The organism is Flavobacterium tibetense (assembly GCF_003293845.1).
Lineage (GTDB): Bacteria > Bacteroidota > Bacteroidia > Flavobacteriales > Flavobacteriaceae > Flavobacterium > Flavobacterium tibetense.
In genome coordinates this window covers 52,798-68,112 of sequence record NZ_QLST01000001.1, presented here as the reverse complement: position 1 = coordinate 68,112, position 15,315 = coordinate 52,798, and the positions used below count along the sequence as shown (strand labels likewise).

14 protein-coding genes are annotated in these 15,315 nt (G+C 28.0%); 1 reads left to right on the top strand and 13 read right to left on the bottom strand.

Annotation, left to right across the window (positions count from 1 at the left end; translation table 11 throughout):
• Nucleotides 1-65 precede the first annotated feature (65 nt).
• Genes DPN68_RS00325 through DPN68_RS00300 form a run of 6 tightly spaced genes read right to left on the bottom strand, consistent with a single transcriptional unit; the run spans nt 66 to nt 6,692 of the window.
• Nucleotides 66-818: a glycosyltransferase family 2 protein gene (locus DPN68_RS00325; RefSeq protein WP_113987594.1), complete on the bottom strand. Its 753-nt coding sequence runs from the start codon at nt 816-818 to the stop codon at nt 66-68.
• Nucleotides 818-2,170 (bottom strand): exopolysaccharide biosynthesis polyprenyl glycosylphosphotransferase, encoded by a 1,353-nt coding sequence (locus DPN68_RS00320; RefSeq protein WP_113987593.1) that lies wholly within the window; start codon nt 2,168-2,170, stop codon nt 818-820. Before DPN68_RS00320 ends, DPN68_RS00325 begins: the two co-directional genes overlap by 1 nt.
• Entirely contained in the window at nt 2,171-3,154 is a 984-nt protein-coding gene (locus tag DPN68_RS00315) for a UDP-glucuronic acid decarboxylase family protein (RefSeq protein WP_113987592.1), read from the bottom strand.
• Entirely contained in the window at nt 3,151-4,491 is a 1,341-nt protein-coding gene (locus tag DPN68_RS00310; protein ID WP_113987591.1) for an O-antigen ligase family protein, read from the bottom strand. The genes DPN68_RS00315 and DPN68_RS00310 overlap by 4 nt, the downstream gene beginning before the upstream one ends.
• Nucleotides 4,433-5,539, bottom strand: coding sequence for a DUF1972 domain-containing protein (locus DPN68_RS00305; RefSeq protein WP_113987590.1), 1,107 nt, complete (start codon nt 5,537-5,539; stop codon nt 4,433-4,435). Before DPN68_RS00305 ends, DPN68_RS00310 begins: the two co-directional genes overlap by 59 nt.
• A 52-nt stretch (nt 5,540-5,591) precedes the next feature.
• Entirely contained in the window at nt 5,592-6,692 is a 1,101-nt protein-coding gene (locus DPN68_RS00300) for a glycosyltransferase family 4 protein (RefSeq protein ID WP_113987589.1), read from the bottom strand.
• 73 nt (nt 6,693-6,765) lie between these two features.
• On the opposite strand from DPN68_RS00300, the gene wecB reads away from it, so the two are divergent.
• Complete coding sequence (wecB, locus tag DPN68_RS00295) at nt 6,766-7,887, top strand: non-hydrolyzing UDP-N-acetylglucosamine 2-epimerase (RefSeq protein ID WP_113987588.1); 1,122 nt, start codon at nt 6,766-6,768, stop codon at nt 7,885-7,887.
• On the opposite strand, the gene DPN68_RS00290 is transcribed toward wecB, so the two are convergent.
• From DPN68_RS00290 to DPN68_RS00260, 7 genes are all read right to left on the bottom strand, one after another.
• A complete protein-coding gene (locus DPN68_RS00290) occupies nt 7,859-8,941 on the bottom strand; it encodes an O-antigen ligase family protein (protein WP_157958484.1) in 1,083 nt (360 codons plus the stop codon). The genes wecB and DPN68_RS00290 overlap by 29 nt on opposite strands.
• Before the next feature lie 171 nt (nt 8,942-9,112).
• On the bottom strand, nt 9,113-9,928 hold the full coding sequence (locus DPN68_RS00285) for a glycosyltransferase family 2 protein (protein WP_113987586.1): 816 nt from the start codon (nt 9,926-9,928) through the stop codon (nt 9,113-9,115).
• Entirely contained in the window at nt 9,929-11,203 is a 1,275-nt protein-coding gene (locus tag DPN68_RS00280) for a flippase (protein ID WP_113987585.1), read from the bottom strand.
• A 61-nt stretch (nt 11,204-11,264) separates the two neighbouring features.
• A complete protein-coding gene (locus DPN68_RS00275) occupies nt 11,265-11,798 on the bottom strand; it encodes a hypothetical protein (RefSeq protein ID WP_113987584.1) in 534 nt (177 codons plus the stop codon).
• Nucleotides 11,799-11,822: 24 nt separating this feature from the next.
• Nucleotides 11,823-12,485, bottom strand: a complete 663-nt coding sequence (locus DPN68_RS00270; protein ID WP_113987583.1) for a class I SAM-dependent methyltransferase — start codon at nt 12,483-12,485, stop codon at nt 11,823-11,825.
• A gap of 6 nt (nt 12,486-12,491) precedes the next feature.
• Nucleotides 12,492-14,348: a glycosyltransferase family 39 protein gene (locus tag DPN68_RS00265; RefSeq protein ID WP_113987582.1), complete on the bottom strand. Its 1,857-nt coding sequence runs from the start codon at nt 14,346-14,348 to the stop codon at nt 12,492-12,494.
• A complete protein-coding gene (locus DPN68_RS00260) occupies nt 14,345-15,313 on the bottom strand; it encodes a glycosyltransferase (protein WP_113987581.1) in 969 nt (322 codons plus the stop codon). The genes DPN68_RS00265 and DPN68_RS00260 overlap by 4 nt, the downstream gene beginning before the upstream one ends.
• Nucleotides 15,314-15,315 lie beyond the last annotated feature (2 nt).

Below are 15,315 nucleotides of genomic sequence, written 5' to 3'. Positions count from 1 at the left end.
GAATCTACGGTTAAAACCTTGTGCTCTTTGAGCCTTCCTTGTGTTCTTTGTGGTAAAAAAAGAAACTAATTTCTATACTTCATAAAACCGCGATACATCCAATGTAACATATAATAAGCAGATTGAAAAACATTCAATTTTTCAACTTCTCTATAAAACTGCCATTGGTATTTAATCAAATCCGATTTTTTTCTGGAAAGTGAATTTTCTCTGATTCTGTAAATCGCTTGTGTTTCTTGGATTCCATGTGCGAATGGAATCGCTTTTAAATAGTTCAACCACAATCCCATGTCTTGACGTTTTCGGATTAATGGCATATATTTTTTACCTAATTTTTTTATATCTAAAAAAGCAGTCAAACAACTTATGGAATTCGATTTTAGAATATCGGTATAGGAAACTTTATGTGGCACAATAAAATCGGAATACACAAATTCTAGTTCTTCATTTGCTCTTCTGTAAGATGAAAATACAAAAGGAATTCCGGTTTCCTGAATGGTTTTGATGTTGTTTTCTATAAATGTTGGAAACCAAATATCATCCGCATCTATGAATGTCATGTAATCTCCTGATGCTTTTTCAATTGCGGTATTTCGAGCTACAGCTGGACCAGAATTTTGACTTAACTTATGAAATTGAATGCGATTATCGTTTTGGATTATAGCTAAAACCACACTTTCTGTTTTATCAGAAGAACCATCATCTACAATAATCATTTCCCAATTTTGGTAGGTTTGATTTTGCACTGACTGTATCGTTTCAGCAATAAATTTGGCTGAATTATAAGAAGGTGTAATTATGGAAACTAAAGCGCTCATTAGTAGGCTTTCTTCTCCCCTTTAATTGCGTTAATAATTGTGATAAAAATAATTTTAATGTCTAGTAAAATCGACCAATTTTCAAGATAAAAAATGTCGTATTTAACTCGGTTTATAATATCGCGTTCACTTTCAACTTCACCTCTAAAGCCGTTCGTTTGAGCTAAACCTGTAATTCCAGGTTTAATAAAATGCCTTACCATGAATTTGTCTACACTTTTTGCATACATTTCCGTATGACTTACCATGTGAGGTCGTGGTCCTACAACAGACATATCACCCAAAAGCACATTGAAAAACTGTGGTAATTCATCGATACTGGTTTTTCTCATAAACCTTCCAATTTTAGTAATTCTTGGATCGTTTTTTTGTACTTGTTCCAAATCAGCAATTGGATTCAAATGCATGGAACGGAATTTGAAACAGTTAAACTCTTCATAATTCAAACCATTTCTTTTTTGTTTAAAAAAAGTTGGTCCTTTTGATTCTAATCGAATAATTAGAGCTAAAATTGGTGTCAACCAAGAAAGTAAAAATACTATTATTACTAATGAAAAAACAATGTCAAAAAATCGTTTTAACCGTTTATTAACCTCTTTATCTAATGGAATGGTTCGTAAAGAAATAATTGGGATATACTCGTAATACTCAACTGCTAAATTTCTTAATAAAGTGTTTTTACTATCTGGCAAAAACTTTACCGTCTTTAAACTATTATCAGCAAAATTGATTAAATCATTGATTTCATTGTTTGTCAACACATTGATTGAAGCGTAAACTTCGTCAATCTTATTATCAACCACATAAATTTTGCTATCAAGCAATTCTTGCTTTTTATTTGATTTTAAATCGAAAACACGTACTAAATTGTATCCATAGTCTGGGTTAGTAGTAAAAAATTCGCTTAACTCCTCTACACTTTTTCCACTTCCAACTATAATTACATTTCGGTGGTTTCCTCCATAGAGAATTCGGTATTTTTTTAGTAAAAAGAAAATTGAAAATTTCACAAATCCAACTAAAAGAAAAGACCATAAAATATAAAAACCCACCTCATCTACGGTTACATACTTATATTTAAAACCAACATATGCAAAAGTGATTAAACTAATGAATGTAAATTGTTTTAATAATTTGCCTAAAATTTCAATTCCTTTACTGTAGCGAAACACTTCATAATAGCCCGAGTAATAAGAAATAACCAACCAAAAAAAGGAAACAAGTAAATGATAGCCAAAATTACTCATAGCCGATCGCATACAAATTACAATCAACAGATTCAGTATTACTAAATCTAAGAAAATTTGTATCGGTCGAATATAAACTGAATATCTACCTGTTTTTGGTGCCAATTAATGAATATATTTAGTGAAATCTTTATGTTCTTCTTTTGCTAATTCTTCTGGAGATAACGATTTGAAATAATCATAGGTTATTTTCATTCCTTCTTCACGAGATACTTTTGCTTCCCAACCTAAAATTTCTTTAGCTTTTGTAGTATCAGGCTGACGTTGCATTGGATCATTCATTGGTAAGGGATGATACACCACTTTTTGATTGGTTCCAGTAAGCTTGATAATTTCTTCAGCAAAATCCTTTATCGTAATTTCATCTGGATTACCAATATTTACTGGTAAATGATAATCCGAATGTAACAATCTGAAAATCCCTTCTACTTGGTCGTCAACGTAACAGAAAGAACGGGTTTGGCTTCCATCACCAAAAATAGTTAAATCTTCACCTCGAAGTGCTTGTCCAATGAATGCCGGAATTACACGACCATCATTTAATCGCATTCTAGGCCCGTAGGTGTTAAAAATTCGCACAATTCTAGTTTCTACACCATGAAAGGTATGATACGCCATAGTAATTGACTCTTGAAAACGTTTGGCTTCATCATAAACTCCTCTTGGACCAATCGTATTTACATTTCCATAGTATTCTTCCGTTTGTGGATGCACCAATGGATCTCCATACACTTCAGAAGTTGACGCAATAAGAATTCTTGCTTTTTTTACTCGAGCTAAACCTAATAAATTATGCGTTCCCAATGAACCTACTTTTAAAGTTTGGATAGGAATTTTCAAATAATCGATTGGACTTGCTGGTGAGGCGAAGTGCAAAATATAATCTAATTTACCAGGAACATGAACAAACTTAGTAATATCATGGTGGTAAAACTCGAAATTTTGAAGTTTAAAAAGATGCTCAATATTTTTTAAATCGCCAGTAATAAGATTGTCCATTCCGATAACGAAATAACCTTCTTTAATAAATCTATCACACAAATGCGAACCTAAAAAACCAGCAGCTCCTGTAATTAATATTCTTTTCATTTTAATTTTTTTTCTAATTTTGAAGTGCTTTCTGCATTAAACAAACCATATAAAAGCATAAAAAACAAAACACCTCTTTGTCTCCACAAGAAAGATTCTGTCAAAAATAAGCTTATCATTAAAACTGCAAAAGCAATATGCATAAAATCTTTAGTGCTGAATGCTTTTTTTGTGTTTAAATACAAAATAAGCAACAATAACAAGAAACCTATTACGCCTAACTCTGCAAAATTTTGCACATATTGATTGTGAAAATTAAAAGTCCCGTAACCTGGATATAAGTTATATTGTTTTTCTTTTTCTAATAGTTTATTTAAAGAAGCGTTTAATCCAAATCCTTTCCAAAATATATTATCTTCCTCTAAAAATTCTGTAAACATTCTAAGTTGGTATACGCGAAAAGAAGTGCCAGGGAAAAAATCATTGTGCGTAAATGATTCGTTATTCCAAGCTTCATAAATACTAATGTTGTTTACTCCTACTTCATTATTTACCGTTATATTATGAGAAAGGCTTTTCTCAGTATTACTTGTGAATTCTATTAAAAAACGTTCTTTTATTTTACTGAAAGATAAAATTCCGCCTAAAACTAGTAGTAAAAGTGTTAAATTTCTTAAACGAAGTCGATTGGCAATTTTGGTATAGAAAAAAACCTGAATTAAAATAAGTAGAACAAAAACGAGAATAATATTTTTTGATGCTAATAAAATTACAAACACAAACATTAAAATACTTACTACTTGTTCCCATTTTGTTTTTTGCTCTTTGATGAAAAAGTAAAAAAATGCAATTGCAACATAAACCGAAACGTGAATTGCGTTTAATAATCGTGGCACTAACCCAGAATCGGTATCATTATCGGGTCCATGATAGAAGAATACGCTTGTCTCTTTAGTTATCAAAAATCGGATCAAAGCACGAATTAAAAAAAACAGAACGTAAACCAACATTGCGTAACTATAATATTTTAAAATCTTATTCTTTTGCTCTTTAGTAAAAGCAGGAAGTAACATGAAAGCTATTGGAATGAGTAATAAGGAAATCTCTTTTGGTAAAGCGCTAAGGGTTCGCTTTAGGTCAATAGACCAAAAACAGGAAATACTCATCCAAGTAAACAATACAATTGGAAACAAATAAATTAAGGATAATGTAATCTTACTTTTTCTAATGTAAAGAAGTGATGAAACAAAAAAAACACCTAATAAAACATTGTTTAACGCCATAGAAATTGGCAATGTAACCAACAATAATATAAAAGGAATAAACGCCTTATTTTGTTTATTTTCTTCTAGAAAATCCTTCCAAACATTGTTTAAAAAGCTGTAAATATTGTTCATTTATTTTCTCCCAATTAAAAGTTGAAGCTATGGAATCGTAGTTATTTGCTACGAATTGCAAGTTATCACTTTTTTTAATTGAATTTAAGATTTTTTTAACCTCATCTGCATTGGAAAAATAATACGCGTTTTCTTTTAAAACTCCTTTATTAAAATCATTGTTATGAGCTGCAATTAAAGCATTTGACGCCATGGCTTCTAATAATGATGGATTGGTTCCCCCAACGGTATGCCCGTGAAAATAGAGATTAGAATAATAGCGTAAATTATTCAAGTGGTCTAGATTGTAAACTGCTCCTAAAAAGCGAATATGTGAAAATGCTTCAAATTTGTTTTTTAGATAAGATCCGTATTTGGTATTGTAATTACCGATGACTAAAATAGGTGTTTTATTTTCTGAAAGCGTTACGCCTTCTAATACCATATCCAAATTATTTTCCGGCTCAAATCGAGCCATAATCATGTTGAAGTTTTCTGGTTCAACCTGATATTCCTTTAAAATTTCGGGATTGGGATTGTCAAAATTATGAGCTCCGTAAGCAATATATGTGCTTTCTTTTTGATACTTTTCTTTGATATATTTCTGAATTCCAATTGAATCTGCAATTAAATAATCACTCTTTTTTACAGCTAAACTTTCCGCTATTTGAAGTGCTTTTTGTACTTTTTTAGAATATTTGGTTCGTTTCCACTCCAATCCATCCATATTCGTAATCACAATTGCATTTTTGGGATGCAACGAAAACCAAACCGAACTACTCGTATAACCTAATTGAAGAATTATATCAAAATCTCTTTTTCTAGCGTCTAAGATGCAATTTAAATCATAGAAAAACTGTCCAGCAGTTCCTATTTTAATTTCAGGATCATAACAATGAACAATTTGAACGCCTTTGAAATTCTTTTCTTTATAGGGATGTGTATGGGAATTATAAACGGAAACCTCATGACCACAAGATGCAGCATAAGTAGCAAAAAATTCGGCAAATTGCTCAAAACCACCGTAATGATTAGGGATTCCTCGAGTTCCTAAAATTCCAATTTTCATTTAGCTATTTTTAACAGTAGCAAATATAGAATTTATAATAAAGAATATATATTCATTTAACTATTAATTGATAGGCCTCTGCTGTCTTTTCCGCCGTTTTTTCCCAAGTATAGTGCTTTAATATTTTTTCTTTTAATTTTGTATTAAAAGGTGATTTAAATGCTTTATCAATTGCGTTTCTAATACTATTAACATCATCTGGTTCACAATAGTAAGCATAATCTTCAAAATAATCTTCGGTGTCTCCTTTTTTAGTAACTACTATGTTGCATCCCATTACAGCGGCTTCCAAAGATGACAATCCTGGCGTTTCCATCCAACTAGGTAGGACGTGAACCTTTGCAACACTATATAAATCTTTTAAATCGGAATGATGTATTGCTCCAAGGAAAAAAACATTATCTCCAGCTTCTTGATGAACTAAATCAACATATTTTTTTTGATTCAGGGATTCTTTACCAACTAAAACCAGCTTATAATTAGTATTTCTTACTGCTTTAACTAAGTTTAGAGTAGATTTTCTGCCTTCTATTCTAGCAGCACAAACAATACAATCTTTAAATTTTTCATATTGATTATTTTTATTTTCAACCTCTGAGAAAATAGATTTATCAACAGCATTTGGAATTGCTACGTATTTAAAGTTTTTAAGGTTAAATTCTGATTGAACCCTTTTCATTTCAGAATCAGAATTGGGTAAAAAAACATCAACATTATCAACAATCTCTTTCATTAAGCCGTAATAACCTTTATAAAGCATCTTAATTACTCCTTTATGAAATCTTTTTTCAAAAAAATGTTTAACAATTACTTTTATGTATCCTATTTGATAAGGAGTTAAAATGTTGGCTAATTTTTGAAATAAACCACCCCTTGCTTTTCTTTCAAACTCTGTATATAAACCATAAATTGTTGAAAGCGCTATTTTTTTGCCTTGTTTTCTTGCGTTTAGCATTTGAAGGTAAATATCCTGTGGCTCCATCAAATTAAAAAGATGTACCATATCGTAATTTGATAAATCAGGATTAAATTCTAATGATATATCAACTGAAACTCCTAGTTTTTCTAGAAACTCTTTAGTCTTTTCCATTTGTACTAAATCTCCACCTGGAGCCGTATACAAATTGGTTCTTGTTTGAAAAAGGATTCTCATTTTAAGCAATTATGATTGCAAATATAGTTTTTATTAATAGTTTTACATTTTTAATGCTGATATTTTAATTACGATGAAAAGAATCCTTTTTCTTTTTGGTACTCGACCAGAGGCCATAAAAATGGCACCACTAATCCATACATTTAAAAATGACACAAGTTACTGTGTAAAAGTTGGTGTTACTGCTCAGCACAGAGAAATGCTAGATCAGGTGATTCGTTTTTTTAATATTGAGGTAGATTACGATTTGAATATTATGAAGCCTAATCAAACTTTACCACAATTAACTTCTGACTTGATTTCAAAAATCACTAATGAAATTCTTCTTGAAGAGTCATTTGACTATATTTTTGTACAAGGAGATACAACCACTGTTTTAGCCGCTTCATTAGCCGCTTTTTATCAGAAAATTAAAGTAATTCATATAGAAGCGGGCTTAAGAAGTCATGATATTTATTCCCCTTTTCCAGAAGAAATGAATAGGCTAATGGCTTCAAGAATAGCTAACATTCATTTTTGTCCAACCCCACTAGCTGAAAAAAATCTAAAAGAAGAAAACTGTAAAGAAAATGTTTTTGTTGTGGGAAATACAGTTATAGATGCCCTATTCATGGGACTTGAAAAAATAAAAAATAAAGGATATGAAAAACAGCTTTTAACAAAATATAATTTCATTAACTTTTCAAAAAAAATTATATTAGTAACTTGCCATAGGAGAGAAAACTTCGGCAAACCCTTCAATGAAATTTGTGATGCCCTTCTTGAAATTGCTTCTAAAGAAAAAAATAATGTAGAAATAATATTTCCTGTACACCTAAACCCTAATATTTTAGAAATTGCTCATAAAAAACTAATTGCTACTAATATTAAATTAATTACTCCTCTTGAATATCCTGAACTTATTTGGATGATGAATAAAAGTTATTTAATTATAACTGATTCTGGGGGTATTCAAGAAGAAGCTCCAAGTTTGGGTAAACCCGTTATTGTTATGAGAAATGTAACTGAAAGAATTGAAGGAATTGAATCGGGTAATGCAATTCTAGTAGGACATAACTTTAACTTGATTGTAGAAAAAACAATTGACTTATTAAAAAATAAAGATCATTATGATTTAATGACTTCTGTTCAAAATCCATATGGTGATGGAACTACAAGTGAAAAAATTAAATTTGTCCTTTCTTCTTTGAATTAAAAACTAATAATCCGCCTAGTATAAAAACAAAAACATCCCTATTATTAAACAAACCTGTTATTGTTAAAGTCGTAATTAGGTATATTATGCCGATTGCAGAAATAAATACAGTCTCAAAAACTTCTTTCTTATATATTTCTTTATAAAGTGATATTAAGAAAAAGAAATAAATTAACAACCCAATAAAACCTGTTTTGTATAACACATAAACATAACCGTTGTGCAGCTCTGATATATATTTCATTCCTTTTTTTTCACCATCTAAAGGTGCTTTAAACTTAAGATTCACCAAAGAACCAAACCCTGTCCCTATTATATAGCTTATGGGCTTGTCTTCCATTAATACAAGAGCCCTTTTTGCCTCATAACCTCTCCAATGATCCCATAAATCTTTATGGTTTTCTCTGTCAATCTTTGTGTTAAATAGTTCTGATGGTGCAATTTTAACTTTATATAGAAAAGATTCGATACCAGCTTTGTTTCTGTCGATTTTTACTGAAAAAAGATACGCATAGAACAGCCCAATTGCAACCATAAATACTAAAATAATTTTCAACCCTTTCAAATTAAATTTAGTATAACCAAAAATTGAAAAAATGAATACAAATGAAACTAAAAACATCGTTCTCGAAAGGTACAATGAACATGAGAGAATTAATACTAATAAGTATATTTTATTACATTTTAAATCAATGTTTTTTTTATAAATCTTTTTAAATCCAACCAAAAAAAACAAACTCGTTAATTCGAGAAAATTATCTCTTGAGAACTCTCTTAACGAATTTACCGACCCTGTTGATAAATCTGCAAAAAATATTAGAATAATGAAATGAATAATAGCAGAAATAAACCCAGCCAATATCACATTTTTAATGAACAATAAATCATTATCTATTTTTTTATAAAATAAATAGCCTATTAAAATTCCTAAAACTGGTTTTAAAAAGTGAAAAAAATCTTTAATTATTTGAGATTTATCATATTCATTAATAATAGTACCTATAAATCCAACAAACAACAAAATTAATAATGGAACTGCTTTTTTGAAATACAATTTGGGGATCTTTTTAAACTCAAAAAAAAAGTACAAAATTATCACAGCTAATTGAAAAAACAGATTTATTTTAAATGAAGGTAAATATAGTTGTAATAACAAAACAACTATAAACAACCTAGAATAAAACAAATTTTTATTAATCTTCATAAGATAATCTGTAATTAATTTTTAAGCCTTAATAAAAAATTTCTCTTTTACTTTTTTTACCACAGAATTTAGGTTTAAAAGCGAAATTAAGATTAAATATTCTATCCCCTTTTTATGCTTTTTTAAATATATTTTGTAACCTTTTACAATTAATGGATTCTTTTTGGTATTAAAACCCACATAATGAATATAATTTAATCTTGACATAAAAACCCTCTTTAAGCCTAATTTTTCTATTCTTTTACAAAAATCTACATCCTCAACATACATAAAATAATCTTCATCAAAACCTCCAACACGTGAATATGTTTCCCTTAATAATAATAAAAAAGACCCACCCAACCAGTCTACCTCGTAGTAATCTTTTGAAAATTTACCTGCTTTAAACTCATAACCCATTAGAAACATGTTTTTAAACCTAAACATGTTCTTGTAGTTTGGGAAAATTCCAGAGGCTGGAATGTATTTTTTTTTTGCATTTAACATATTTATACCAATAACCCCAATCGTTTTATCTTGTTCTAGTAACTCTAGAGCAGATTCTATTCTATTTAACAAAATTGTGTCATTATTAAAAAGCAAAAGATACTTACCTTTTGCGTATTTCACAGCCTGATTATTTCCTTTAGCAAAACCATAATTTATTTTTGATTCGATTAATTTTACTTCTGGATAGTTCTCTTTAATAAAAGTACAACTTTCATCACGTGAATCATTATCTAAAATAATAATTTCATACAAAATAGCATCCAACTTTTCTTCCAAAGAATCCAAACAATTCTTTAAAAATTGTAAACCGTTATAATTTACTATTACGACTGATAATTGTAATTCCATTTAAAATAAAGTATAAAAACCTAGTTTTTTTCTTATATAATAAATACAAAGTGAATTTATAACTACATTAGAAATTAAACTAGCGATAGCGGCACCATTAATTCCATACAATGGAATTAATATATAATTCAATGTGATATTAATAAAAAAACTAAATAATGTGATATTTCTCAATAATACTTGATGGTTAGTCATGTTTAATATTTGATCTACATTACCCGCAATTGCGCTAAACAAAATACCTAAAGATATAATAATTAATGTAGAACTACCAGAAATGACATCGTCGCCAAAAAATGATAAAATAAATTTGCTGCCTAAAATTAAAATTAAAATTAACGGAATAGTTAAAATAGAAATTAGTCTTGTTGAATTTTGAATTAACTTTTTCAATTCTTGCATGTCTTCATTTCCATATAATTCGGCAATTCTAGGTGTAATTATTGTACTCACAGACACAATTACTAAAAAGCCAACACTGCCTATTTTGTAGGCAATGTTATAAACACCTACTTGTTCTTCACTAGTCATTATCCCAAGCATTATTACATCTGTCCAATTCAAAAGATATAATAAAAGTCCACTAAACAACATTGGAGAAGCTGTTTTTATTAACGCTTTTGTTGAAATAATATGGGGTGTTTTATGTATTTTTGACTCATATATAAAAATAAATTCTAAAAAAACTATCAAAACTATTGAAAAAGTAAAAGCTAAAAAAGTATAATAATCTGTTTTTCCAATGTAATAAAAAAGTATTAATAAAAGTATTAATAAAAGATTTGGCAAAACAAACATAAAAATGTTGTAAGCTAAAAAATTTTTAATTGAGATGAAATAATATAAAAAAAGCTCGTGTAGTATAAAAAAAGGTATTGTAAAAGCAACTATTTCAAAATAACTTGTCAATTCTACTGTGTCAAACCATTTAACAGAAATAAAACCAGCATTTAAATACAATAAAACAAACGGAATTATTGAAAAAAAAAGTGTTACTTTAACTCCTTTGAATAATAACTTTTTTGCTTCTATTTGACTTAAACTCCTATTCCCTATTAACACAATTAATGTATTTGGAATGCCTAATGCAAAAATCATAGCTATGGCTTGAGAAATAGTAAAAATTAAAGCATAACTACCATAATTAGCGACTCCAAATAGTCGAGAAATTAATAAAACAATTAAAAAAGAAGTTCCTAAACCAAAAACACGAAACAAAAAATTGGTTCCTGAAGAAGATATTAATTTTTTTAAATTTGGGTTGAATAACTTCATTTTTATAAAAATAAAAAAAGTTACCAATTGAGGCAACTTTTCAATTTATTTTATTTTCAATTTATTTTACAATTTTTTCTATTTCTTCTCTCAAGTTACTTTGAGGATATAGAAGTGGATCATAGATTGTTGCTTTTCCTTTGTTTGGAGTTAAAGTAGATGTAGTTTTGTCATAATTCAATTGCTCTCCTATTACAAAGTTTCTTAAAATTAAAGTATCTTTTAACTCATACGATTTGTCATAGTAACTCATTTTAAAGCTATTTAATTTCATTGCTGACTGATTTTCATTATTCCCTAAATCCAGTCTAATATTTGAAGGAATAACGTCTTCTGGCAAATTAAATATAATATCTTGAGGTTCTAAAGAGCCTTTTACAGAAACCCATAGTGACTTGTTTTCATCAAAATCTTGATTTGATCCATCAATGTAAAAAATCTGAAAATTATCATCTTGACTTACAACCATATTTAGTGTAACATCAAATGTTTTTGATTTTTCTTCAGACTCAATCTGATTATCTGTTTTTTCTTTTTTACAAGAAACAAATACTATTGTAAATAGTAAATATGGAAGTATAAATTTTGAGTTCATTTCTTTATTTTTTTTTTTACAAAATTATACTTTTTTTGACTTAAAAAAATATTGATACGAAAAAAATTCTTCAAAAATACCCAATGTTAACTTGTTGATTATCTTTGTAATAGAATTTCCTTTGTAATTTTTTATAGCCCCTACTTCTAAAAGTGTTTTAAATCCAGAATTTTCCAACAGTTCTTTTATGTTTTTTCTGCAATAAAAACGCAAATGTGTTGAGTCAAAAATTCCACTCTCTTCATAACCAAAATCTCCATTAATAAATATTTTTTTCAATGCCGAATAATGTCTAATATTTGGCATACTAACTATTATTATTCCATCATCTTTTAAATACTTACGAACTTTATTTAGAACATTTTTAGGTTCAATTAAATGCTCTAAAACATCTGGCAATAAAATTAAATCAAAATAACCATAATATTCTGGAAAATCAATACGCTCAATATCATCAAAAATGAAACGATCAAGATTTTTGTAATTTTCTTTATTTTCTTTATCTTCAAAAATGTCAACTCCAACAACCTCTGAAGCTATTCCTTTACTTTTAATATAAAATAGTGTTTCTCCATAAGCCGCTCCAATTTCCATAACTTTTAAATTTGTTTGACTTTCATCTAGAAGATTCACTAAATCGTATCTTATGTTTGAGAAATATGATGTTGATTTATCTTTATAATTCATGTTTACTTATTTTTCAATTTCCTTATCTGTAATTATTAATCCTTCTTTTCTAGTTTCTTTATTTTGTAAAAAAATTGCAATTTTATATTTTCCTTCATCTAAATTGCTGATGTCTAGGTTAGATTGAAAACCAGAATGATCAATACTATATGAACTATTAAAATACTTTGTCACATCAGGTCTATTAACCTTTTGAGTATTTAAACGTAATGCTGATGTGGTTTCTTCTTTTACTAAAACAATATTAATTACCGTTTTTAAAGATTCTTGATTCTCAAAATAAGCCCAACCACTTACTTTTAAGTTATCATTATCAAACTCGAAGTTTTCAATGTTAAAAATAAATAAATCGCCATTAATTTGTTTTATTTCTTTGTAACTTGAGATATCTATTGTTTTTGGAACGTCTTTCAATAAAATGAAATGTTTGGTCCATGCTTGAAAAGCATCATAATTATTTTCTATATAAAAATGTTTGTTTAAAAAATCTAAAGTTTCATCATTTGGATTAAATTCTCTTCCATGCCCGTCTAAATACCAAAAGGGTTTTATTTTAGTAGAATCAGAATACATTTCTGTGACAAACAAATCTAGTGTTTTCCCAATAATTTCTTGATTTTTAGATTCATTATTAAAAAAATAAGGTAAATACCAATCCAAACTACTTACAACAGGTTCTAATTTATCATTGTTCTCTTTAATAAACGAAGTCGCTTCTCTAAATTGAGCTTTAAATACTCCATTATAGTAATTCTTAACTACAAAAATATCAACTAATGAAATAACAAGAAATAAAATTAATAAACCCATTTGTATAATTTTATTTTTAAATTGTTGTAAACCAATAGATAATAACAAAACAATTGCAGGTAAAACAACGATAAAATACCTACTAATAATCATTGGTGTTGACAAATAAGAACGGACTAATGGTATTAAAATTGTAATTACTGTCCAAGATATTAAAATTAAGAAAGCAAAAACTTCTTTATCTTTAACTACTCTTTCATAAGAGATTGGAAAATCTTTCACTTTTGATATTTTGATAAAATAGAAAAATAGAAAAACCCCAATAAAACAAAGTATCAATTCTGAATTTCCAAAAAACTCTCTAAAAACCAATGTATAAGCATCAATTGTTGGAGCGGGAATCCAAAATTCTTTAATTTCAGTTACTTTAATAAATATTTTAATAGCTGGAATAAACAAAATAAACACTAAAATTCCTGCTAAAAAAGAATTTATAAAAAATGTTTTCTTATTCGTTTTTTCAGAAAGAATTAGAAATATTAATAATATAAAACATTGTGTAAAAAGCGTAAAAAGACCAAAAAAATGACTATTAATCATTAAACCAGCAAAAAGACCATAAAGTAAGGCATTCTTAATATTTGGCTTTTTAAGATATATAATCAATTTATAAAAAGAAAAAATTGTGAATAGTGTTAATAAAATATATGGTCTAGCTTCTTGAGAATAATACAAATGAAAGTAATTGACTCCTAAAATAAATGCCGATATTAAGCCTACTCGTTTATTTACTAATTCTTTACCTAGAAGATAAATTGAATATAAACTAAATACCCCTAACAAAGCTGAAAATGTTCTCGCAACAAAAATTGTATACCCAAAAATTTTGAAAATAAAATAAAGTAAATAAAAATAAAGAGGTGGCATTTGCTCTCCTGATGCTATAGCGCCATATAAATCAAAAAAAGAAATATCTGGATTTGATTCATTTAAAGTATGAATCTCGTCTAACCAAGGGCTTTGAAAATCAATATGATAAAATCTTAATATTGAACCTAATACTAGTATTATTAAGAGCCAATAATTATTTTTTAAGCTATTTATTATATTCATTTTTCTATTCTATTAATATTAATCTCTTCAATAAAATCTTTATAAACTTTAGGGTTAGGAGCACTGATGTTTTTTCTTGAACTTAATTGTAACAAAAGCACAATCAACGTAACAGAAAACAATTGTAAAATTATGCCTGATATAATTAAAATCAAGCTTGAAGCCCAACCTGGAATGGCATTATCTGTAAATAATTTTTGATACAGAATAAATAAAACTGAAACAAAACAAATTCCAATTCCATAAAGCGAATATCTTAAAATTCGTAAAGACAGGAAATCAAAATATACTGCAATAGAGCTTAAACCGTGAATGATTAAGCTATTAAAGTTCATTTTTGAGACACCTTTATATCGTTTTCCTCTATCTAACTGAACCATATCAAATGGAATTTTAGACTGAATAATTCCTCCTGAATAATGATTCCATATATTGTTTTGATGTACTACTTTAGAGAGTAATTTTTTGGGTATAATACTAAAGTTTCCAAAACTTATCTTTTGTCCAGTTAAAAAATAAAATAAGTATTTATAAAAGAAATAACCCGTTTTAAAAAACACAGATTCTTGACGTTTTTTACGTTGAGCAAAGATAATTTTCTTTTCTTGTTCTTGTTCTGCTTTGTTGATTAATTCCTTGATATCTTGAGGCTTGTCTTCTCCATCACTATCCATGACTACTACAAAATCATAATCGGAAACTTCATTATAAATATATTGTAAACCAACAGCAATCGCTCTTTGATGTCCAATATTTATTTTTAGATTTAAAATAGAAATAGGAATATCTATAAAGCTAAAATCTTTAGATAAATCTTCTGTAGAGCCGTCATTAACAGCTACAATAAAAAAATTATAATTAGTGAATTGTTGTCTAATTTTAGTAACTTCTTGAAGTAAAATGGTAAAACTTTCCCAGTCGTTAAAAACTGGAGTCAGACAATATATGTTTTTATTTTGACTCATTA